20 protein-coding genes and 2 rRNA genes are annotated in these 24,412 nt (G+C 35.4%); 6 read left to right on the top strand and 16 right to left on the bottom strand.

Annotated elements, in window-relative coordinates; genetic code table 11:
* Positions 1 to 16 precede the first annotated feature (16 nt).
* The 12 genes from PYW35_RS02150 to PYW35_RS02095 form a co-directional block, all read right to left on the bottom strand.
* Positions 17 to 2,943, bottom strand: a 23S ribosomal RNA gene (locus PYW35_RS02150).
* 255 nt (positions 2,944 to 3,198) lie between these two features.
* Positions 3,199 to 4,754 (bottom strand): 16S ribosomal RNA (locus PYW35_RS02145).
* The 16S and 23S rRNA genes sit together here, the layout of an rRNA operon.
* Positions 4,755 to 5,176: 422 nt before the next feature.
* Positions 5,177 to 5,821, bottom strand: coding sequence for a KinB-signaling pathway activation protein (locus PYW35_RS02140; RefSeq protein ID WP_016913232.1), 645 nt, complete (start codon positions 5,819 to 5,821; stop codon positions 5,177 to 5,179).
* A 15-nt stretch (positions 5,822 to 5,836) separates the two neighbouring features.
* On the bottom strand, positions 5,837 to 6,898 hold the full coding sequence (locus PYW35_RS02135) for an Mrp/NBP35 family ATP-binding protein (RefSeq protein WP_016913233.1): 1,062 nt from the start codon (positions 6,896 to 6,898) through the stop codon (positions 5,837 to 5,839).
* 568 nt (positions 6,899 to 7,466) lie between these two features.
* Positions 7,467 to 8,936 carry an MDR family MFS transporter gene (locus tag PYW35_RS02130; RefSeq protein WP_103323010.1) on the bottom strand — a complete coding sequence of 490 codons (1,470 nt, stop codon included), beginning with the start codon at positions 8,934 to 8,936 and terminating at the stop codon, positions 7,467 to 7,469.
* Positions 8,937 to 9,006: 70 nt separating this feature from the next.
* Positions 9,007 to 9,474, bottom strand: a complete 468-nt coding sequence (locus tag PYW35_RS02125; RefSeq protein ID WP_016912649.1) for a SepA family multidrug efflux transporter — start codon at positions 9,472 to 9,474, stop codon at positions 9,007 to 9,009.
* A gap of 33 nt (positions 9,475 to 9,507) precedes the next feature.
* Complete coding sequence (sdrM, locus tag PYW35_RS02120) at positions 9,508 to 10,842, bottom strand: multidrug efflux MFS transporter SdrM (protein WP_103323009.1); 1,335 nt, start codon at positions 10,840 to 10,842, stop codon at positions 9,508 to 9,510.
* A 3-nt stretch (positions 10,843 to 10,845) separates the two neighbouring features.
* The gene (locus PYW35_RS02115) at positions 10,846 to 12,435 is read right to left on the bottom strand and encodes an amidohydrolase (protein ID WP_103323008.1); all 1,590 of its coding nucleotides are present in this window, start codon (positions 12,433 to 12,435) and stop codon (positions 10,846 to 10,848) included.
* 94 nt (positions 12,436 to 12,529) lie between these two features.
* Positions 12,530 to 12,931 carry a TipAS antibiotic-recognition domain-containing protein gene (locus tag PYW35_RS02110; protein ID WP_016912646.1) on the bottom strand — a complete coding sequence of 134 codons (402 nt, stop codon included), beginning with the start codon at positions 12,929 to 12,931 and terminating at the stop codon, positions 12,530 to 12,532.
* A gap of 123 nt (positions 12,932 to 13,054) precedes the next feature.
* Positions 13,055 to 13,297, bottom strand: a complete 243-nt coding sequence (locus PYW35_RS02105) for a hypothetical protein (protein ID WP_103323007.1) — start codon at positions 13,295 to 13,297, stop codon at positions 13,055 to 13,057.
* Positions 13,298 to 13,306: 9 nt separating this feature from the next.
* Positions 13,307 to 14,005, bottom strand: coding sequence for a PAQR family membrane homeostasis protein TrhA (gene trhA / locus PYW35_RS02100; protein ID WP_103323006.1), 699 nt, complete (start codon positions 14,003 to 14,005; stop codon positions 13,307 to 13,309).
* A gap of 13 nt (positions 14,006 to 14,018) precedes the next feature.
* Positions 14,019 to 15,206 carry a UTP--glucose-1-phosphate uridylyltransferase gene (locus PYW35_RS02095; RefSeq protein ID WP_103323005.1) on the bottom strand — a complete coding sequence of 396 codons (1,188 nt, stop codon included), beginning with the start codon at positions 15,204 to 15,206 and terminating at the stop codon, positions 14,019 to 14,021.
* Between the two features lie 179 nt (positions 15,207 to 15,385).
* Here PYW35_RS02095 and PYW35_RS02090 point away from each other — a divergent pair, with 179 nt between their 5' ends.
* Entirely contained in the window at positions 15,386 to 15,538 is a 153-nt protein-coding gene (locus tag PYW35_RS02090; RefSeq protein WP_016912642.1) for a hypothetical protein, read from the top strand.
* 48 nt (positions 15,539 to 15,586) lie between these two features.
* Here the strand turns inward: PYW35_RS02090 and PYW35_RS02085 are convergent, their stop codons facing one another.
* Together PYW35_RS02085 and PYW35_RS02080 are read right to left on the bottom strand one after the other, a co-directional pair.
* The gene (locus PYW35_RS02085; RefSeq protein WP_016912641.1) at positions 15,587 to 16,078 is read right to left on the bottom strand and encodes a metal-dependent hydrolase; all 492 of its coding nucleotides are present in this window, start codon (positions 16,076 to 16,078) and stop codon (positions 15,587 to 15,589) included.
* A 502-nt stretch (positions 16,079 to 16,580) separates the two neighbouring features.
* Complete coding sequence (locus tag PYW35_RS02080) at positions 16,581 to 17,282, bottom strand: hypothetical protein (protein ID WP_103323004.1); 702 nt, start codon at positions 17,280 to 17,282, stop codon at positions 16,581 to 16,583.
* Between the two features lie 158 nt (positions 17,283 to 17,440).
* Here PYW35_RS02080 and hutG point away from each other — a divergent pair, with 158 nt between their 5' ends.
* A complete protein-coding gene (gene hutG, locus PYW35_RS02075) occupies positions 17,441 to 18,430 on the top strand; it encodes a formimidoylglutamase (protein ID WP_016913195.1) in 990 nt (329 codons plus the stop codon).
* A 3-nt stretch (positions 18,431 to 18,433) separates the two neighbouring features.
* A complete protein-coding gene (rarD, locus tag PYW35_RS02070; RefSeq protein ID WP_103323003.1) occupies positions 18,434 to 19,342 on the top strand; it encodes an EamA family transporter RarD in 909 nt (302 codons plus the stop codon).
* Between the two features lie 660 nt (positions 19,343 to 20,002).
* Here the strand turns inward: rarD and argF are convergent.
* A complete protein-coding gene (argF, locus tag PYW35_RS02065; RefSeq protein WP_016912500.1) occupies positions 20,003 to 21,004 on the bottom strand; it encodes an ornithine carbamoyltransferase in 1,002 nt (333 codons plus the stop codon).
* 226 nt (positions 21,005 to 21,230) lie between these two features.
* Here argF and PYW35_RS02060 point away from each other — a divergent pair, with 226 nt between their 5' ends.
* From PYW35_RS02060 to PYW35_RS02050, 3 genes are all read left to right on the top strand, one after another.
* Entirely contained in the window at positions 21,231 to 21,494 is a 264-nt protein-coding gene (locus PYW35_RS02060; RefSeq protein ID WP_016912501.1) for a SunI/YnzG family protein, read from the top strand.
* 143 nt (positions 21,495 to 21,637) lie between these two features.
* Positions 21,638 to 22,360: an SDR family NAD(P)-dependent oxidoreductase gene (locus PYW35_RS02055; RefSeq protein ID WP_016912502.1), complete on the top strand. Its 723-nt coding sequence runs from the start codon at positions 21,638 to 21,640 to the stop codon at positions 22,358 to 22,360.
* An 11-nt stretch (positions 22,361 to 22,371) separates the two neighbouring features.
* Positions 22,372 to 22,698, top strand: coding sequence for a heme oxygenase (locus PYW35_RS02050; protein ID WP_103323002.1), 327 nt, complete (start codon positions 22,372 to 22,374; stop codon positions 22,696 to 22,698).
* 139 nt (positions 22,699 to 22,837) lie between these two features.
* On the opposite strand, the gene PYW35_RS02045 is transcribed toward PYW35_RS02050, so the two are convergent.
* Complete coding sequence (locus PYW35_RS02045; RefSeq protein ID WP_016912504.1) at positions 22,838 to 24,196, bottom strand: YjiH family protein; 1,359 nt, start codon at positions 24,194 to 24,196, stop codon at positions 22,838 to 22,840.
* Positions 24,197 to 24,412 lie beyond the last annotated feature (216 nt).

Raw genomic sequence — 24,412 nt, 5'->3', positions numbered from 1 at the left:
AACCGATTTAAAAATTTTGATTAAGTCTTCGATCGATTAGTATTCGTCAGCTACACACATTACTGCGCTTACACCCCGAACCTATTAACCTCATCATCTTTGAGGGATCTTATAACCGAAGTTGGGAAATCTCATCTTGAGGGGGGCTTCATGCTTAGATGCTTTCAGCACTTATCCCGTCCATACATAGCTACCCAGCTATGCCGCTGGCGCGACAACTGGTACACCAGAGGTATGTCCATCCCGGTCCTCTCGTACTAAGGACAGCTCCTCTCAAATTTCCTACGCCCACGACGGATAGGGACCGAACTGTCTCACGACGTTCTGAACCCAGCTCGCGTACCGCTTTAATGGGCGAACAGCCCAACCCTTGGGACCGACTACAGCCCCAGGATGCGATGAGCCGACATCGAGGTGCCAAACCTCCCCGTCGATGTGAACTCTTGGGGGAGATAAGCCTGTTATCCCCGGGGTAGCTTTTATCCGTTGAGCGATGGCCCTTCCATGCGGAACCACCGGATCACTAAGTCCGTCTTTCGACCCTGCTCGACTTGTAAGTCTCGCAGTCAAGCTCCCTTGTGCCTTTACACTCTGCGAATGATTTCCAACCATTCTGAGGGAACCTTTGAGCGCCTCCGTTACTCTTTAGGAGGCGACCGCCCCAGTCAAACTGCCCGCCTGACACTGTCTCCCACCATGATCAAATGGTGCGGGTTAGAAAGTCAACACAGCCAGGGTAGTATCCCACAAGCGCCTCCACGTAAGCTAGCGCTCACGCTTCTAAGGCTCCTACCTATCCTGTACAAGCTGTGCCAAATTTCAATATCAGGCTACAGTAAAGCTCCACGGGGTCTTTCCGTCCTGTCGCGGGTAACCTGCATCTTCACAGGTACTATGATTTCACCGAGTCTCTCGTTGAGACAGTGCCCAAATCGTTACGCCTTTCGTGCGGGTCGGAACTTACCCGACAAGGAATTTCGCTACCTTAGGACCGTTATAGTTACGGCCGCCGTTTACTGGGGCTTCGATTCGTAGCTTCGCAGAAGCTAACCACTCCTCTTAACCTTCCAGCACCGGGCAGGCGTCAGCCCCTATACATCACCTTACGGTTTAGCAGAGACCTGTGTTTTTGATAAACAGTCGCTTGGGCCTATTCACTGCGGCTCTTCAAGGCTTGCACCCTAAAAAGCACCCCTTCTCCCGAAGTTACGGGGTCATTTTGCCGAGTTCCTTAACGAGAGTTCGCTCGCTCACCTTAGAATTCTCATCTTGACTACCTGTGTCGGTTTGCGGTACGGGCACCTATTTTCTAACTAGAGGCTTTTCTTGGCAGTGTGAAATCAACGACTCGCCGGATACATGATCCAGCTCCCCATCACAACTCAACCTTACGAGTGCCGGATTTGCCTAACACTCAGTCTTGTTGCTTGGACGTGCACTCCAACAGCACGCTTCGCCTATCCTACTGCGTCCCCCCATCGTTCAAACAATCATAGGTGGTACAGGAATATCTACCTGTTATCCATCGCCTACGCCTATCGGCCTCGGCTTAGGTCCCGACTAACCCAGAGCGGACGAGCCTTCCTCTGGAAACCTTAGTCAATCGGTGGATGGGATTCTCACCCATCTTTCGCTACTCACACCGGCATTCTCACTTCTAAACATTCCACATGTCCTTACGATCATGCTTCGACACGTTTAGAACGCTCTCCTACCACTATCCTTACGGATAATCCACAGCTTCGGTAATATGTTTAGCCCCGGTACATTTTCGGCGCAGTGTCACTCGACTAGTGAGCTATTACGCACTCTTTAAATGATGGCTGCTTCTGAGCCAACATCCTAGTTGTCTGGGCAACGCCACATCCTTTTCCACTTAACATATATTTTGGGACCTTAGCTGGTGGTCTGGGCTGTTTCCCTTTCGACTATGGACCTTATCACCCATAGTCTAACTCCCAAGTTGAATTATTTGGCATTCGGAGTTTGTCTGAATTCGGTAACCCTAGAGGGGCCCCTCGTCCAAACAGTGCTCTACCTCCAATAATCACCACTTGAGGCTAGCCCTAAAGCTATTTCGGAGAGAACCAGCTATCTCCAAGTTCGATTGGAATTTCTCCGCTACCCACACCTCATCCGCTCACTTTTCAACGTAAGTCGGTTCGGTCCTCCATTCAGTGTTACCTGAACTTCAACCTGGACATGGGTAGATCACTTGGTTTCGGGTCTACGACCAGATACTCATTCGCCCTATTCAGACTCGCTTTCGCTACGGCTCCACATTTACTGCTTAACCTTGCATCAAATCGTAACTCGCCGGTTCATTCTACAAAAGGCACGCCATCACCCATTAACGGGCTCTGACTATTTGTAAGCACACGGTTTCAGGTTCTATTTCACTCCCCTTCCGGGGTGCTTTTCACCTTTCCCTCACGGTACTGGTTCACTATCGGTCACTAGAGAGTATTTAGCCTTGGGAGATGGTCCTCCCAGATTCCGACGGAATTTCACGTGTTCCGCCGTACTCAGGATCCACTCAGGAGAGAAATAACTTTCGACTACAGGACTTTTACCTTCTATGGTTGGCTTTTCCAAAGCCATTCGTCTAATTATTTCCTTTGTAACTCCGTGTTGAGTGTCCTACAACCCCAACAGGCAAGCCTGTTGGTTTGGGCTATTCCCGTTTCGCTCGCCGCTACTCAGGGAATCGAGTTTTCTTTCTCTTCCTCCGGGTACTAAGATGTTTCAGTTCTCCGGGTGTGCCTTCTCACATACTATGTATTCATATGTGGATAACATGACATAACTCATGCTGGGTTTCCCCATTCGGAAATCTCTGGATCAAAGCGTACTTACAGCTCCCCAAAGCATATCGTCGTTAGTAACGTCCTTCTTCGGCTTCTAGTGCCAAGGCATCCACCGTGCGCCCTTAATAACTTAATCTAATATTTCCTTATACATAAATGTTTAAGAAAATAACTGTTATTAATCTGTGATGTCGTCTAAAAAGACGACGCGCGATTATTAAGCTTGTTGAATTTCGTTAGAAATTCACTCGGTTTTTTGCTTGGTAAAATCTATTTGCTTACTTATCTAGTTTTCAATGTGCAATGATGAATGTTAAATAAACATTCAAAACTGAATACAATATGTCCACGTTAATTCCATGACCTAATGGTCATTCCGTAATATCCTTAGAAAGGAGGTGATCCAGCCGCACCTTCCGATACGGCTACCTTGTTACGACTTCACCCCAATCATCTGTCCCACCTTCGACGGCTAGCTCCTAATAAAAGGTTACTCCACCGGCTTCGGGTGTTACAAACTCTCGTGGTGTGACGGGCGGTGTGTACAAGACCCGGGAACGTATTCACCGTAGCATGCTGATCTACGATTACTAGCGATTCCAGCTTCATGTAGTCGAGTTGCAGACTACAATCCGAACTGAGAATAATTTTATGGGATTTGCTTGACCTCGCGGTTTCGCTGCCCTTTGTATTATCCATTGTAGCACGTGTGTAGCCCAAATCATAAGGGGCATGATGATTTGACGTCATCCCCACCTTCCTCCGGTTTGTCACCGGCAGTCAACCTAGAGTGCCCAACTTAATGATGGCAACTAAGCTTAAGGGTTGCGCTCGTTGCGGGACTTAACCCAACATCTCACGACACGAGCTGACGACAACCATGCACCACCTGTCACTTTGTCCCCCGAAGGGGAAAACTCTATCTCTAGAGCGATCAAAGGATGTCAAGATTTGGTAAGGTTCTTCGCGTTGCTTCGAATTAAACCACATGCTCCACCGCTTGTGCGGGTCCCCGTCAATTCCTTTGAGTTTCAACCTTGCGGTCGTACTCCCCAGGCGGAGTGCTTAATGCGTTAGCTGCAGCACTAAGGGGCGGAAACCCCCTAACACTTAGCACTCATCGTTTACGGCGTGGACTACCAGGGTATCTAATCCTGTTTGATCCCCACGCTTTCGCACATCAGCGTCAGTTACAGACCAGAGAGCCGCCTTCGCCACTGGTGTTCCTCCATATCTCTGCGCATTTCACCGCTACACATGGAATTCCACTCTCCTCTTCTGCACTCAAGTTCCCCAGTTTCCAATGACCTTCCACGGTTGAGCCGTGGACTTTCACATCAGACTTAAGAAACCGCCTACGCGCGCTTTACGCCCAATAATTCCGGATAACGCTTGCCACCTACGTATTACCGCGGCTGCTGGCACGTAGTTAGCCGTGGCTTTCTGGTTAGGTACCGTCAAGACTTGTTCAGTTACTAACAAATTTGTTCTTCCCTAACAACAGAGTTTTACGATCCTAAGACCTTCATCACTCACGCGGCGTTGCTCCGTCAGGCTTTCGCCCATTGCGGAAGATTCCCTACTGCTGCCTCCCGTAGGAGTCTGGACCGTGTCTCAGTTCCAGTGTGGCCGATCACCCTCTCAGGTCGGCTACGTATCGTCGCCTTGGTAAGCCATTACCTTACCAACTAGCTAATACGGCGCGGGTCCATCTATAAGTGACAGCCGAAGCCGTCTTTCACTATTGAACCATGCGGTTCAAAATATTATCAGGTATTAGCCCCGGTTTCCCGGAGTTATCCCAGTCTTATAGGTAGGTTACCCACGTGTTACTCACCCGTCCGCCGCTAACATCAGAGAAGCAAGCTTCTCATCTGTTCGCTCGACTTGCATGTATTAGGCACGCCGCCAGCGTTCATCCTGAGCCAGGATCAAACTCTCCATAATAGAAGTAAGCTTGATTAGCTCATCTTTGATTGGTTGAGCCAATCACTCTTTGAAGTACTTTCAGTACTCAATTATCGGAATTAAACGTTGACATATTGTCATTCAGTTTTCAATGTTCATTTGTTATTTGTCTAAACAATATTGTACTAAAAACAATGATTGTTTTCAACTTATTTCTTAACTGTTTTTTAACACGTTTATAAATATATAACATTTAAACCGTATTAACAAGAGTCAATTTTACACTTTTAACAAAAACTTTAAATTGTGTTCGTGTTGTTGTGCTGTCGTTTTCAGCGACCTATTTATAATATCAAGTGGTGTTCTAAAAGTCAACGATATTACCGAACTTTTTTACAAAAAATTAAAAAACACAAAATCCAGGTGTAATAAACCTTTAATCTTGTGTTTTTCATCATAAATCACTTACTTTTCATACCATTCTCTTTATTTAGTTTCTTTGTTTTTCTTTCTTCTAAAGACAGTGCATTAAATTTCGGCAATGTAATAAGTTGATATGCGTTACATAATAATAAGCCAAATATCGTTAAATAAATCCAACTTGTATCTTCCACTCTTAAAAATGGTATAAGTTCTACTGTTGTCATAACGATCATAAAGAACATAGATGGAATCCATAAATTCTTTTTAGATTGTTTGTTTTTAACATTGCTTGTAATAATCGCAAAAATAATCACGACTATCGGTAGCCAAATAAATGAAAGTATTTGATCAGTACCACCAAATCTTAAAAATCTAAAATAGACTAAATCAAATATCGCAAATATCGTAACGACAATTTGTACATGTGGCCATATCTTTCCAAATATACCTATACCTAACTGGTTTATAAACAAATAGATGAAATATGCTAATTGACTTATAGTAGCAACTAGCAATCCAACAACTACAAACCATACTGATGCTGCAATAAAATTACCAATATCTCCTGCAAATAAATACTTCGTCACTTTATCATAACCAAAGACCAAAGATGATATATATGTAACGACAACACCAATAAGCAATGTGTTTCTATAAAATTGAATTAAATATTTTAAGGTCACTAGCTTACCTCCGCACTACTCTTCCATTGTTATATTGATTATATTTTTAGCAATTTGACTATATACTTTACCTAAATCTTCATTCTCTTTATATATAGAAGGAGAAAAATTGTTTTCATCCCACTCTGGTTGACTTAAAGGAAGTTCTCCTAATAATGTTGTTTGAAGTTCTTGCGCTAGCTTCGCGCCTCCGCCTTTACCAAACACATACTCTTTATTACCTGTTTCTTTACTTTGGAAATAAGACATATTTTCAATAACACCAATGATAGAATGATCTGTATGTTTAGCCATTGCACCTGCTCGTGCTGCTACAAATGCTGCAGTTGGATGTGGCGTCGTAACAATAATCTCTTTACTAGAAGGTAACATTGTATGTACATCAAGTGCTACGTCACCTGTACCCGGAGGTAAATCAAGTATAAGATAATCTAATTCTCCCCATTTAACCTCTGTAAAGAAACTTGTGATCATTTTACCTAGCATAGGACCTCTCCATATAACTGGTGCATTCTCTTCTACAAAGAAAGCCATTGAAATAACTTTAACGCCTTCGCGTTCAACAGGTATAATTTGTTCACCTTCTACTTCAGGCTTTTCTTGGATACCCATCATATCTGGCACACTAAAACCATAAATATCAGCATCAACAAGTCCAACCTTTTTCCCTTGTCTTGCTAGAGATACTGCTAAATTGACTGCGACTGTTGATTTACCAACACCGCCTTTACCTGAAGCAATAGCTATAAATTCAACAGGATTATCTTTAGATAGTAATCCTTCTATAGTTTGTTCTTCCATAACTGCTTTAAATTTATCAAGTGCTTCTTCTGACAATTCATCAAATCTAATTCCAACCGTCTTAGCACCATTTTCTTTTAATAAATCAACAATCTCCATTTGTAAATCTAATTGAGGTTGACCGCCTAATTTAGCAATGGCAATCTTCACACTAATATGTTCTTTCTCTTCTTTAATGCTTACCTCAATAATACCGCCTGTTTCTTTAAGTGGTACATCTACAATCGGATCGTGTAATGCTCCCACAAGTTCTTTAACCTGTTCTACAGATAACAAAGCTATGACTCCCCTTCTTAAATGTTTATCTATCCATCTTTATCATTAGTGTAACAAAAAAATTATGATAATAGGTAGTTTAATGTTCAAAAAAAACCACCTGTTTAACAAGGTGGTTTCAGTGTGTCGACAAAGTCTTAAACTTTTCCGGCATTTTTTTATGCGCATGCTTTCCGCGGGCATGTTCTCAGCCTGTAGTCTTCGAATCATGCTGTTCCCGCAGGAGTCAGCGCTAAAAAATGCCAAATATTAAAAAATCATATTATAGAGTAGATGAAATTTTATTTAGGAGTTGATTCTATGTTAAATTTTATTTTGAATTTATCAAGTGAAGGTCCACATGATAAATAGCAAACAATCTTTATAATTTGTCCTTTACGATTTTGCAAAGTGCTGACGCCCGGGGGAATAGTATGCGTGAGAGACTACAGGCTCGAGCCATACCCCAGGCAAGCATGCACTTTCAAAATCGTAAGATTTTAAAATAAAAAAACTGCCAACAAGTTCACTTTAAGTGACTTTGTCGACAGTCTGAAACCACCTATTTAACGAGGTGGTTTTTGAAATCTTATTTTGAATGATTAGGTATTCTAGTATTGTGATGTTTATTTTCTGTTTTAATAAAGAATGAAAGTACCACACCAAAGAATACAATGATTGTTAATACTAAGAATGCGATGTTTATACCGTGTATCATTGCTTGTGATTGCAATATTTGTGCTTTATCGCCAGCACTAGCTGTTTCTAATTGCTCTTGGGACGGATTAAAGTTTTTAGCACCAATTGACATAATTGTTACTAATATTCCTGTACCGATTGAACCAGCAATTGTTCTTAATGTATTCATCATTGCTGTCCCATGCGATAAGACCTCATTCGGTATCGCATTTAAACCAGCTGTATTTACTGGCATCATAATCATTGAAACACCGAACATTCTAATTGTATAAACAACAATTAAATATACTAATGATGTGTCTGAGCTCAAGAATGCGAGCATCAATGTTGTGACTGTTATAATTGAGAAACCTATAATCGCTAGCCATTTCGCACCATATTTATCGAATAATCGACCTGTTACGAGCGACATTACACCTGTTATAATCGCACCCGGTAATAGTAGCAATCCTGATATTAGCGCTGTATAACCTCTTGCATCTTGCATATACATTGGCATCAATAATGATGGACCAATTAAAGATACCATTGAGAAGACACCAATAACCGTTGTTAACGCAAATGTTTTATATTTGAATACTCTTACATTTAACAATGGTGTCTCTAGTTTTAACTGTCTTAATACGAATACTACTAACGTAACAATACCGATAATGAGTGAAGCTATAACGATAGGTGACGAAAATCCTAGCGAACCGGCACTACTGAAACCGTATAATAACGACCCAAATCCTATTGTTGATAAAATAATAGATGGTACATCTAAATGTACATCTTTTGGTTTAGAAATGTTTGTTAAGTATTTCGCACCAAAAGCTAATGCTACAACTGAAAACGGAATAATTGAGTAGAATGGGCTTCTCCAACTAAAATTATCAACTAAATACCCTGATAATGTTGGACCTAATGCAGGTGCAAATGAAATAACTAAACCTGCCATACCCATCGCAAAACCACGTTTTTCTTTTGGGAATAAATTAAAGAGTACAAATTGCATAAGAGGCATCATAACACCTGCGCCCATAGCTTGTAGTACTCTTGCTAACATTAATATACTAAAATTAGGCGAAAGTGCTGCTACCAAAGTACCTATAGTAAATGATATCATCGCCATTAAATAAAGTGGTCTTGTATTAAATTTATCCATTAGAAAGGCAGTGGCTGGTATCATAACACCATTAACTAACATAAATCCTGTCATTAACCATTGTCCTTGGTTAGCATCAATTTTTAAATGTACCATGATTTCAGGTATCGCTGTATTTAATAAAGTTTGGTTTAAAATCGCAACAAAGGCACTCACTAACATCACAGCTACAACTAGATTTCTTTTACCTTTTGAAATGTCCTGAACATTCATGGTTTCAACTCCTTCCAAATATACCTTTGCTATTATGCACTATTTTATTTCGGAAATCAAAATAAATGTTTCATCTATTTAAATTTTTGCTATCTGGATAGAATATCTCAGTACATATATAGAGAATCGTAATAATAATTAAAATTACCCAAAACTCAATTTTGATTTGTGAATAATAAATATGGACTGTGAAATAAAACATAAATGTGCTAACAGTAATGGTTAATAAATGAAAGGTCATACCTTTAAAATACGGATTATCATTTAATTTATTTTTAAATCTGTCTAATAAAAATTCAATAGCCACTAAAGTAAAATAACCAAACAGTATATAACTACCGTAATAGAACAAGTTATCAATCATACTTTTGTTGTAATTAAATTCAGCCAAACCATAATAAATTAAAATTCTACTTAAACCGAACATACCAAATGAAAGTAACACAATGAAAACTGCACCAGACAATGTGAAAATACTTATAATAATCAATATGGACAATAATTGAAAAACATCAAAGCGCTTATTTTTCCTTTTCATACATTGTTACTCCCTTTAGATGAGTTTTCTTCGTTAAATACTTTTTGTTTCTTTAAAAATGATTGACCATGCAATCGTTAATGTTACAGCAACGAGCATCATATAAAGCATAATGTTTTGAATACCATAATTTAAAAAAGAAAGATCTAATACATATATTGAAGCTACAATTAACGATCCCGTTGTGCTTCCAATTGTTTTAAATAGTGTGTAAATCGACATCATTGATCCTAGTTGTTGTGATGGTGCTTCTTCTTGAACGACCACTACGTCTTTTGTATATACTGTTCCGAAAGATATACCCATGACAAATACTGCGAATGGGATAATTACAATCCATTCTACGCCAGTTAACATTGCGAAGCTGCCTACAAACATCGCTAAGAATGCAAGCATATAAATAAATTTTAGTTTTAATTTATCTAATCTACCTAATATGAATGTAATAAATAGCCAACCTACTGACATAGGGAATATCGTTAACCCACTTTGTAAAGGTGAAAAGCCTTGTTCATTCTGCAAATATATCGGCATAAAAATAGTATACCCCATCAACATCGTAGAATATATTAAGTCTGTAAATAGTACTAAGATTATTTTCCTGTTGAATGCTTCAATCGGAACGAATGGATTTTTGATACTTGTTTCTACTTTATATAAACTGAAAACAAGTGCAATTAATATGATGAAACAAATCATTCTTACTATAAAAGGTATGTGCTCAGCTACTATTAATAAGAAACTGGCTACTACACCATAAAATATTAATAATCCTTTATAATCTAATTTCGTTTTCTCAACTGTTTCTTGTTCAAAATTAAAATATTTAATGACAAGCCACATTGATATTAAAGCTATCGGAACATTTATATAGAATAGAAAGCTCCAATTTAAAGATTCTAATATTGCACCGCCTAGTAGTGGACCTACAATACTAGATATTCCCCAAACACTTCCAACTATCCCCATTACTTTATACCTTTGAGGTATAGGAAATGCTAGCTTTGGTATAACTTGTCCTAAAGTCATCATGACACCTGCACCAAGACCTTGCACAATTCTTGAGATGACAAGCAATGGGAAACTGTTGGTCATCTCACTCAATCCACAAAATACACTACCAATTATAAAAACTGATATACCAAATAACACGACCAATTTAATATTTATACGTTTTACTAATTCACCAACAATTGGTGTCATAAATACGACAGCAACTAAATAAACAGTAAAGATTAGCGCGACTTCTGTATCAATATTAAAATCTCTTTGCATTGTTGGTGTTGCTAATGACACGATAGAAGTTTCAATAGCACTCATAAACATTATAAGTACGAGCGCCAACACAATCCCTTTATTCTTACTCATAATTTACACTCTTTCATATACAATTTTTCCATTAACAATCGTTTTAGTTGCTTGAATATTCGCCAACTCTTTTGGATTAGTCTTAAATGGATCTTTATCTAACACTGTAAAATCCGCTTCATATCCAGATTTTATTTTTCCAGTTCGATCAGTTGTTTGTGCAATCTCACTTGCTTGCGTTGTATATAAACTGATTGCATCAAATATAGATAATGCTTCCTCAATAAAATATGCGCCGTCTTCACCATAAGATTGTCTGTTAACAGCTGCATGAACACCAAGCATAGGATTAGGTGTTTCTATTGGTGCATCTGATCCACCACCGATAATAATACCTAAGTCTAACATTGATTTAAATGGATATAAATATCTAGCTCTTTCATTTCCAACTTTCTCTTGAACCCATGGAAAATCACTCGTGATAAATTGAGGTTGCACATCGCATATTACAGGTAATTTAGAAACACGATTTAATAATGTTTCATTCAAAGTACTAATATGAATTAATCTATCTCTTAAACCTTTAGGTGCTGGGTATTTTTCAATAGCATCTAATACCATTTCACAAGCTTTATCACCAATCATATGAACGGCTATAGCACCATCATATTTTCTAGCTAGTTTAACTTTTTCATTTAACGCTTCTTGTGTATATATTGCCAATCCATAATTTTCTCCTGTTGGATCGTTTGAATACGGTTCTTTCATTAAGGCTGTGCTACCGCCAAAAGCACCATCGGCATAGAATTTCATAGCATCAGGTTCTAACCAGCCATCAACAAAGGTAGCTTGTTCATCCATCATTTGTTCATAAACACTAAAATGACGTAACAATCGTACTCTAAACGGTCTTTGATTGTTCTTATCTCCAACAACCGTTTTATAAGCATTCAATACATCTTTATAATCTTCGTAATAACCTAAGTCTTCTGTATGCGATCCAGTTATACCAAATTGATATAAATAATCAATAGCACGTTCTAAATGTTTAGTGAGTGATTGCTCATCTTCATTGGAAGCCAATTCTTCAAATGGTTCCATAGCAGTATCGTAAACCCACCCTGTTAATTGACCATCACGCTTTTCATACGATCCACCATCAGGATTTTCTACGTCATCTTGCATGTTTATCACTTCGAGCGCTTTCGAATTAACGATTGCTGCATGTCGACAAACTCGTTTAATAATCACTGGATGATCTTTACATAGCTCGTCTAAATCGCTTTTATCTAACCGAATACCATTTAATAAGTTTTCATCATATCCTTCAGCTACTAACCACTCACCTGCTTCGAGCGTTTTAGCTTTTTGCTTAATTTTTTCTTTAACGTTCTCTATATTTGTTTCACCGTTTAAAATAACAGAAGATAACCATACACCTGTGCCCATAACATGAATATGCGTTTCAACAAATCCTGGTAACATTGTACCCCCGTTTAAATCGATTACTTCAAAATCATTTTGATTAATCCCCTTCAGATCCTCTTGAGATAAAACTGCTTCTATAATTCCATTATCAACTATAACACCTGCATATGTATCTTCAGAATGATTCATTGTGTATACTGTTCCATTCTTAAATAACTTCTTCATCAGACCCATCTCCTCTTTAAAAATGACTTATGTTAATTTTACATATTTAAAAGCGAAAAAGACACCGATAAAATCGATGTCTTATACAATTAACTTAAAGCAATACGTGTTTGACTGCCGTAATTAATTCTTGTGTTCTATCTTCACCAAAATAATCACGATACCTTTCATCCGCTTCATACATATTTATGATTTCTAAATGTTTATCTTCTGTATAATTCGGCCAACTATAAGTAAGCCATTCTCTATGCAATTCTGTAACTTCTTCTTGTCTTTCTAATGTAGCACCTTGCTGCACAAGTTCATCTAATTGCTCTAATAATTTCTTTTCAATTTGATTTTTACCTTTAATTTCACTTTGACTCATATCTAAGAAATTATCATCGGCCTGGTCTATTTTGTGACCACTTCTATCTTTAACTGTCTCACTTTGTATCTCTTCGTTCTTATTTAACTGCTCACGGTGGAATGCTTCAAACTTTTTTTCATCTGACATGATTATATCCCCCTATTCATATCGATAACTTTCTTAATACTATTTATTTACCCGTTTTATAAAAATCTAACAAAAGAACGATCAACTAATGAATTTTTTCTTAGTTGATCGTTCTTATTCGCGCTATTTTAATCGTCTTTTTTCGCCTTTATTAATATGTTCATTGAACTTTTGGCTATTATTTCTTCGTTGATGTTTAACTAACATTATGATGATATAGACTAATATTAAACCGAATATCAGAGAAATGAACCCCATAAACTGTAACCCAGCTTGTTTGCCATCAGTAAATACAAAGTAATAAAAGAAATAACCTTGAATTAAAACAATAATAGTAAGCACGGTGTAATACAAACGATAGTTCATTTTTACCTCCTACATATAGTACATAATTGCTAGAAAATGAAATATTGAAGCAATAAGAATGAAGAAGTGCCAAATCATATGGAAGTACTTTTTATCTTTTTGAGCATAGAACCAAGCACCTATTGTATAACTAAGGCCACCAAATAGTATGAATAACATAAATATTAATGAAGTTTTGTTAATAATTGCTGGTAACATGAGCACACCCATCCAACCCATTATTAAATACATGGCCAAACTCAATTTATGATTTACATTTTTAGCTGTAGATTTATAAACAATGCCCCAAATGGTAATACCCCATTGTACAGCCATAATAAACCAACCTAGCCATCCGCCTACTAATGCTAAAGCAATTGGTGTATAAGTTCCGCAAATAGCTATATAAATCATACTATGATCAATAATTCTCATAATATATTTTTGAGGTGAAGATGAAGACATTGAATGATAAACTGCTGATGATAAAAACATAAGCATAATGCTAATAATATAAATTGATACACTTGTTGATTTAAGTGCGCCATCACTATTATAACTTTCTACTGCTGCATATGGTAAAAAGAATAAAAGTAAAAATGCTGGAATACCATGCGAAACAGCATTCCCTACTTCTTCTCCAAAAGAAAGAGGCATGATATCTTTAAATGCTTCTTTAACTTTCCCATTTTTTCTTTGTTGAGACGTCTCATTATTTATTTGTTCCATTCAAATACCTCTTTTATAAAAGTTGATTATTTTCTAAATCTTTTTGAGCTGTTTCTATACTATCTTGTCCTTCTTTATTCTTTAAAGGACTGAATTCTTTATTTCTATCTACTTGTAGTGTAGCAAATGTATTTGCATATTTAAAAATATCAAAGTAGAATAACTCAAACTTTAATGACTCAACTTCAACTACGCTGAAATCTTCATCTAATTGCTTAAGTTTTTTAATAGCTAAATGATAAGGTAACGGTTTAGACGCTGCCTCTATTAGAAAATCAAGTTTAAACACATGAATGCCTATATTAGCATTATCAAGTTTATTGACATCTTCAGGTGATAATTCAGAGTACTCGAGCACACGTTTTTTTCCTTCTAAAGATACTAGACGACCTACTTTTTCATCATCATAAGCTTTAATTGATTTAGTCGTAACATCACTATTCTGTTCAACAGTGTAACCGACAAATTCTGGGTCTAACACTTTAACTAAAGCATTATCAATATTATTCAAGAATAAATACTCAACACCATTATCTTTCATTTCTGATAATGAATTTGTTTTATCTAATGATTTAAACACACCACCGTTGCCGTTAGGTGTACGCATAATACGCTTATCAGTATCTAAAATCAACTTACCTTCAGTAGTTAAAGATACAATATGATCTTGCTTAAAAAAGTGAATATAATTCTTGTCATAATCGAAATAATTATGTTCTAAGAAAAATGATAGTGTATCTTTATGGTTAACGTCACTTGTCATAATATACCAATGAATCGGCGTGCCAACTTCATTCACTAAATCACGAAGTTGTTCCGCTTGTCTTTCAAATAAACTTTTATCATTAAAAGAAAAAGTACCTTTTGGACCTTTGTGTCCTAATCTTGTACCTTGTCCACCAGCCATTAATAAGACAGCAAACTTCCCATCTTTAATAGCTTTAAGACCTAGAGATCTATATGATTTCAACTCGTCTTGAGTAAACTGACTTTTAACATCAAAAGCAACTTGTTCTATATCATCTGCTATTTCAATTGGTTTTCTATTTTCATAAACATCTTTATATAAAGCTTCAATTTCATCTAAATCTAATCTGTTAACATCTGATACTAATTGTTCTTTTTCACTACGACTCATCACTTTACTATACTCTAAAAAGTGGTCTTTCCCATGTCTTTTTAACATCGTTTCATCTAGCATTATAATACCTCCGAATATTTGACTCATTATCATTATACGACTTTAGAATGATTTGTCTAAAAATATCACAAAATAATTATAAATAAAATGATTATTTTTAAATTATGTGGGTAAATATAGTAATGTGTTGATTCAAACACAAAATATTCCTATTATAATAGGCCAAGGAGGATTTTATTATGAGTTTAGGAGATAAGTTCAACGACGCGAAAGACAAAGCAGTTGATAAAGGTAAGGACCACGTAAACGAAAATAAAGACGAGTATACTGAAAAAGGTAAAGATTTCGCTAAAGATAAAGGCGAAGATTTAAAAGGTAAATTCGGAAAATAACATAATAAGTATTAAAGCTACATACACAGTTCGTGTATGTAGCTTTTTTTATATAAATAAACGATAAATGTCTTTCCACCATAATATAATCGTAACAATCGAAAAAGCTGAAGACAGACTTAAGTCCACTGCTCCACCTGTTTTAAATACAATAGGCAACTTTACAGATACATCTAATGGATAGAACAATTTAACACCTCTAGGCGTTAACATATCCAAAACGATATGAGATAACATGCCTAATAAAATAGAAACTAAATATGGTTCTGGTGCAGATATCGAATTCAATCCCCAATAGATTAAAAATAAAAATAATAAGGAATGTGTAAACGTTCGATGTCCAAAAATCAGTCTTATAATAAAACTAATTGGGAATAATTTCTTCCCGAGATTACTTTTGAAGTGGCAAATATCTGGTACTAAACTTGATACACCACATAAACTAATTATAGTAAAAGAAGTAAATACATCTTCTCCATAATATATACTTAATGATGACCCGATGAATATACCGCAAGCTAGATGTGTTTTTCCTGTCATATTAAATGATCCTCTTTTCAAAATCGTTTTTATTTATTTTATCACAAAATACCGAACAAGTATACGAACACTTTGTGACTTATGAGTGATATATATCACAAAATGATATTTCAAATGACAAATTTGTGAAAAGAATCACATAAGTGTTGATTTGTATATATACCCTGTTAAACTGTAAGTGTAAGTCATATTAAACATAACCCTATACCATTGTTGAAATAACCCCCTTATTTCACAACAAACAAGACTGTCTACAAAGTCACTAAAAGTGAACTAGTTGGCAGTCTTTTTTGTTAAGCCACAATTCAGTCTATGTGTTCAACGTTCTATTTGAATAAGTTGGATGACAATCTTAGACGTGAGAAACTACAGACTCGAGCCATAACCCAGGCAAGCATGCACTTTACATAATCACAAACATAAAAATCACCCAATCCGTTAGTTTCATTTTCGGATTGGGTGATTCATTTTGAGAAAAGGAATAAGGTTCTACCCTTTTTCTTTAACTTGCTTCTTTATTTATATTCTCTTGATTGCTGTTATTTTCATGAGTTGATTCACTTGTTCTATGTTGCTGCTGTTGGTTTTGCTCGTTGTTATTTGTTTCATCATAATGTTGATTGCTATCATTTGATGGATTTTGTTGTTTATGATCATCGACAGTATTAGACTCATTTGTTTGATAGTTTGAATTTTGATCTGACTGTTGATTACTATCTTGATTTTGTTGTTGATTATCTTTAGGTAACGTACAACCGTCATCTTTACATAAATAACCATCGTGACTTAAATTTTGCCAAGCTCGCGTAAACTCTAAAGTGCTTTCTACTTCATCACATTCTGCTTGAGAATTACCTTGGTTTAACAAACAATTTCTTGCAGTATTATATGTTTCAGTATCAAATTCTTCGGTTTCAGTATGTTTGCTCGGCTTTACGCCATTAACATTTTCTTCTACTGGAATTTCTTCTGTAGATTGTTGTTCTGTATGATCAACACTTTGTTTATTTTCAGTTGTATTTTTTTCTTCAGTTGTATTTTCACTACTTTTTTCTTTCGTTCTAACTTCCGTTGTATTTTCTTCTGTCGTTTTTGTTTCAGATGACTTTCCACCATTATTCGGTTCATTATTCTTAGAAGATTGATTGTCACATGCTACTAGAAATAATAAGCAAACTGTTAAGAGACCATATATCCATTTCATAGAATCACTCCTCGGCCTTTTTGCTTTATCTTTCTTTCTATTCATTTAAAGACACTTCTTTCTTATAAAATAATTAAGCATTTATTAAAACATATGAATATCATACATGATAAACTTATATTAGTAAAAACTATTGTAACATGTAGGAGGTATTTGTTATGTACAAAGATGTTAAAAAGGATGAGTGGACTGGAAGAACTGATAGCACGTCTTTAAGATCTGCATTTAGGTTCCATCAAATTGTTGAATCGATTAATATCGAAAAACAAGATATTCAGCCTAAGAAAGAATTTGAACACCAAATAAACATGGCGCTTATAGGCTTTGAATGTGATGAAGGTGTATCTAGAAACAACGGTAGAACGGGAGCTGTAGATGGTCCGAAACATTTTAGAAAGTCATTGAGTCCTTTACCGATTCATAATGAATATTTACATTTAACCGATTATGGTAATGTCATTTGCAACAAAACTAAAATGGAAGAAGCTCAAGAAGAACTCGGATATAAAATTTCAAAAATTTTATTATATAACCATTTTACAATCATTGTTGGTGGCGGTCATGAAGTGCTATACGGCCATTACCTTGGTGTAAGAAGAGCTAATAGAAATAAAAAAATCGGAATTATAAATATAGATGCTCATTTTGATATGAGAGATTATGATGAACAACCTTCTTCTGGAACGATGTTCAAACAAATTTTAGACCAAGATGATCAAGTTGGTTATTTTGTGTTAGGTATACAAAAAAACGGAAATACGAAAGCTCTGTTTGAAAGAGCCGATGAGTATGGCGTTCAATACATACGTGAAGATGAACTACGTAGTCATTTATCTATAGAAACGATAACTTCTATTAACTCATTTATTGAAGGATATGACGAGATTCTTATAACATTATGTACAGATTCAATAGATGTTAGTTATGCACCTGCTGTTAGTGCACCTTGTATTATGGGGTTACAACCTCAAATCGTACAAACAATTTTGCAGCTCGTTACAAACTCAAATAAAAGCTCAAGCATCAGTATAGCTGAATTATCACCACGATTTGATATTGATAATCGAACGTCGAGATTATTAGCAAACATCGCTTCAAATATCTATCACGATCAAGCAGAAGTAATTCAATCACAATGGGAGTCTTAATCAATGACAGAAACTAAAAAAGGCATTATATATGCTGCATTTGCATATATCATTTGGGGTGTCCTTCCAATTTATTGGAACCTCGTAAATGATATAGGACCTTTCGAAATACTCGCACATAGAATTATTTGGTCCACAGTATTTATGTTGTTATTACTATTATTAACTAAACAACTTTCCATGTTTAAGCATGCAACAGTTAAGTTATTCCAACATAAAAAAATGTTGTTCGCTATCATTGCAGCAGGTTATATCATTACAGTTAACTGGGGTACATTTATATGGGCAGTTAATAACCATCATGTACTTCAAGCAAGTCTTGGCTATTATATCAATCCTTTAATGAGTATCTTTCTAGCGTTTGTATTTTTAGGAGAACGTTTCTCAAAAGCACAATGGATAGCCATTTTATTAGCATTTATCGGCGTGGTTTATATGACGTTTCAAGTTGGAGAATTTCCATACGTATCCATCATTCTAGCAACATCGTTTGCATTGTATGGATTAATTAAAAAAGTTGTAGACATTGATGCATTTAGTAGCATAACAATAGAATGTATTGTCACAATGCCAGCAGCATTGCTTTATATATTTTACTTATCGCAAACTGATGCCATTACATTTGGTATGAATGTTTCAAGCGGATGGTTATTACTATCAGGAGCAGTAACAGCTATACCACTTATTTTATTTAGTGCTGGTGCAAGAAAAATACCACTTTCACTAACAGGATTCATACAATATATCGGGCCAACTATCATGTTCTTTATAGGTATTTTCTTATTAAATGAACACTTTGATATCGATCAATTGATCACATTCATATTTATTTGGGCAGGTATAATCCTTTATAGCTACACTAAATATGTAGAAATCAGTCGTAACCGCAAAAAATTAATAAAAGATATATAGAAATTTAAAAGAGGCACTTCGTAATGAAGTGCCTCTCAGACTGTCAAAAAAGTCACTTAAAGTGAACTTGTTGGCGGTTTTTTATTTTAAAATCTTACGATTTTGAAAGTGCATGCTTGCCTAGGGGTATGGCTCGAGCCTGTAGTCTCTCACTCATACTATTCCCCCGGGCGTCAGCACTTTGCAAAATCGTGGGGGAATAATATAAAGATTTATTGCTATTTATCATGTGGAGTCTGACTTGATAAATTCAAAGGCTCTATTTATCATGTGAAGCCTGACTTGATAAATTCAAAGGCTCTATTTATCATGTGAAGCCTGACTTGATAAATTCAACGTCCCTATTTATCATGTGAAGCCTGACTTGATAAATTCAATGGCTCTATTTATCATGTGGACCTTCACTTGATAAATTCATCGGCTCTATTTATCATGTGGATCTTCACTTGATAAATTCAAAATAAAATTTCATCTATATTATAATATGATTTGTTAATATTCGGTATTTTTTAGCGCTGACTCCTGCGGGAACAGCATGATTCGAAGACTACAGGCTGAGACATGCCCGCGGAAAGCATGCGCATAAAAAAATGCCGGCAAAGTTTAAGACTTCGTCGACACATTGAGAGGCGCTTCGTAATGAAGTGCCTCTTTTATTCATTAAAATATTTCGCCACATGTTGTAGCAAGTAATGCTTTTATTGTGTGCATTCTGTTCTCAGCTTGTTGGAATACTTTTGAATATTCTGATCTGAAAACATCATCTGTTACTTCCATACAAGGTACACCAAATTTTTCGAAACAAAGTGCGCCCATTTCTGTATTCAAATCATGAATAGCCGGCAAGCAATGTAAAAATAAAGTGTCATTTTTACCTGTTAAATTGATGAGGTGTTGATTCACTTGATAATCTTTTAATAGTTCGAAACGTTCTTCAAGTTGATCTTCTTCACCCATCGAGCACCAAACATCCGTGTAAATAACGTCACTACCATAAATACCTTCTTGAATATCGCTTGTAATTAACACTTCACTTTGTGATTTTTCACTAAGTGATTTAGCCATTTCTTGAATTTCTGAACTAGGATGTAGCTCTTCCGGTGCGACAATATGTATATTCACACCAAGTATCGCGCTTGTTACAAGCAACGAATTCGCTACGTTATTGCGACCATCACCTATAAATGTAAGTGTCTTTCCTTCATAAGTGCCAAAATATTCTTTAATCGTTAAAAAGTCAGCTAGCATTTGCGTTGGATGCCACTCATTTGTTAAGCCATTCCATACTGGTACATTTGAAAACTTAGCCAAGTCTTCTACTGTCTTTTGTTCATATCCTCTAAAAGCTATTCCATCAAACATTGAACCTAATACAATCGCTGTATCTTCAACAGATTCTTTCTTGCCTAATTGTAAATCTTCTTTACCAAGATACGACACACTTGCACCCATTTTAGTAGCAGCTACTGTAAAAGCTGAACGTGTTCTCGTAGAATTTTTTTCAAATAATAAAGCAATATGTTTCCCGTTTAAGTAACGATGTGGGATCTGATGCTTTTCTTTGAATTTTAGTTCTATTGCTAAATCAATAAGTGTTTCTAACTCTTCTTTAGAAAAATCAACTTCTTTTAAAAAACTCATCTTATTTAATTCCTTTAACATAGATAATTCCGTCCCAATGAAACCAGCTCCTTATTTATTTATAAAGATAATATTACAACATAGAATCTCATTTGTAAATAGTTATTCAATATATTGCATAAAAATACTAATACTGATTAGTATGACATATTAAACAAAAAAGATAACACAATTTCCTTGTTATCTATTGAAAACGGATACATTATACGTTATGATGTAGTCATCAAACAAAAGGATGTGTTTAGATATGGCAATGAGAGTATCAAAAGACAATAATCAAGTTCATATTCAATGGAGAGTCGCTGACATTACAATTCCAAATAATGAGATTAAAGACATTAAGGAAGATCAGGATATTCACGCTTTGTCTAATGAAGATCAGGATCATATCGTAAGAATTGGTTCAACTTTTGGTAAAACAAATCGTGTCATTATTGAAACAAATGAGAAAGAATACATTATTTATACACATGCTGATAAGAAAATTTATAACGAACTCACGAAAGCGTAAGTTTGAACTTTATAGCATTTAAAATAAACACCGCGAAGTCGTTTAATGATGACTTCGCGGTGTTATTTTTGGCTTATATCATATTAAATATTATGATACATTTTCAATGCATGCTAACATATAGAAGAGGAGTGATGTTAATTATGTTAAGAGAATTAAATGGCTTAAATGCTGTTATTACAGGTGGTTCTAAAGGTATAGGTAAATCTATAGCTATTGCCTTAGCACGTGAAGGGGTAAACGTTTCAATAGCGAGTAGAAATGTCGAAACTTTGAAAGCAACTGCCGATGAATTAAAACAATTTGATGTGAAAGTTTTTTATAAAGAAACAAACATTGCACATCAATTAGATGTCCAACGCTTCATTGAAGATTCTTATCATGCACTCGGTTCAATAGATATCATCATTAATAATGCTGGTATTATGAAAAATAATTCATTTTTAGAAGTAAGTGAATCTGAATTTGATCAATTATTTGAAACGAATGTTAAAGGCATTTACTACGTATTACAAGAAGCATTACCTTACTTAGTAAAACAAAAAAGTGGCGATGTTATAAATATTGCTTCTATGTCAGGCTTAAAAGCAAATGCAACAAGCAGTATCTATTCTGCCACTAAATATGCAGTAATTGGAATGACTGAAGGTATTATGCAAGAAATGAGAAAGCATAATATTCGCGTATCTTATTTAACACCATCAGCTGTATTAACTGATTTAATTGGTGAAACACAATTAAAAGAAGATACAATGACGCATCCTGAAGACGTTGCAGATGTCGTAATAGCACAGCTTAAATTACAGCCAAGAACATTTATGAAAACAGCACAAATTTGGGCGACTAACCCAACACCAAAAGAATAGGAGAGATTATTATGTATGTAGTAACAAATAGAATTAAAATGAAAAAAGGCTTTGCAGAAAAATTAGCACCAATGTTTACTAAAGGTGGCGCTTTACAAGAGATGAAAGGTTTCATCAAAGTAGAAACTTGGAATATGCAAGATATAGAAGAGCATGACGAATTACATGTAAACATGTGGTGGGAAGCATTAGAAGATTTCGAAGTTTGGAAAAATAGTGATGCTTTCAAACAAGCACATAACCATGATGGCGATTCAAATAAAGACAAAGGTGAATCACCAATGTTAGGATCAGAAATTGCGATAGCAAAAGTAGAAACAACAATTGAACCTAAATAGGGAAAAGCTTTTGTAAATAATATTTCTATCAAGCATGCACTATAAAAATAAGCATATCACGCTATTCACTGAAAAATATCAGTAGCGTGATATGCTTATTTATTTTGAGTTGAGCATGATGTCTCAACTTCTTTATTCATTAAAAGAATATGTGAGCTAGTATAACAATTATCGGAAGTGCAATTATCGTACGAATGATATAAATCATAAAGAGTTTTCCTAGGCTTACTGGTATTTTCGAACCTAGTATTACCCCTCCTACTTCTGATAAGTAAATTAATTGCGAAATACTTAAAGCACCTACAATAAATCTCGTCATATCACTCGGTACATCACTGATTAATAAAGATGGTAAAAACATATCTGCAAAACCAATCAATAACGTTTCAGATGCTTCTTTAGCATAAGGAATTTGCATTAATTCAAGTAATGGTACAAATGGCGCTCCAAGAATACTGAATGTTGGTGTGTACTCTGCAACAATTGTTGCTATTGTACCTATTGTCATTACGACTGGCAATACTGCTAACCACATATCCAAAATAGTCTTAATACCATTTATAAAAAATTGTTTAACCCCTGGTGATTTAACAGCTTTTTCTGTAGCTTGTTCAAACCCCCATGTAATTGGGTTATGTGTTTTAGGTATTTTCTCGTTTAATTGCTCAGTACTTCCGTTAGAGTATTGATCCGGAATTTGCTTCAATGGCCAAACTCTAGGCATTATAAATGCTGCAACAACACAAGATATAATAACTGATAAGTAAAACTTGAAGAAATAATCCATTAAACCAATTGTTTGAGCAATAACAATTGCGAATGTGATAGAAACAACTGAGAAAGTTGTTGCTATTACAGTAGCTTCTCTTCTCGTATAAAAACCTTGTTCATATTGTTGACTTGTAATCATAACTCCAACTGTTCCGTCACCAATAAATGAAGCGAGATTATCAACTGTAGACCTTCCCGGCAATTTAAACACTGGTCTCATTACAGGTGCAAACATAGGCCCTAAAAATTCTAGTAAACCGAAGTCCATTAACAACGGAAGGAATAAACCTGCAAAGAAAAATACAGCTAATAAAGTTGGTAATAAATCATTATAAACCATTAAACCTGTGTTTTCGTTTATTACAACACCTGGTCCAAAGTCAAAGTATATAAAAACAGCAAATATGGCACCTATTATACGTACAACTACCCAAATCCAATTCACATTGAACAACTCATTAGTTATCGTTCTTTTAGTAGAACTACTAAAAGCTGTAGAATAAATTAATGACATAACTGCAGAGACACAAATTAAAAGCATAATGATTAACCCTGCATAATCTCCTATCCAATCTAGAGCAGTATTTGCTAAAAATGCAACAGGTAAACTAGTTTCTGGATTGCCTTTATCATCTGTTACTGTTATTGGGATTAAAAAGAGATATATCCCTAATAATGATAATATTATAAATTTTAATCTTCCCACTAAAACACTTGATTGTTTCATACTTTCTCTCCTTTTCGCAAGACTAACTATACACAATAACAAATAAATATTCAATACTATTCATCTCTAATCTTATTATATATTTTTATGTAAGCGCTGTCATTTATTTTTGTAAAATAAAAAATAATAAAAGATAATAATATGTCCTAAAATTCATTATAAGTTATTAACTGAATTTTTAAATATTCAATTAATTGAATATTATCCGTATGATAA

The organism is Mammaliicoccus vitulinus, assembly GCF_029024305.1.
Lineage (GTDB): Bacteria > Bacillota > Bacilli > Staphylococcales > Staphylococcaceae > Mammaliicoccus > Mammaliicoccus vitulinus.
This window is presented reverse-complemented; position numbering and strand designations above follow the sequence as displayed.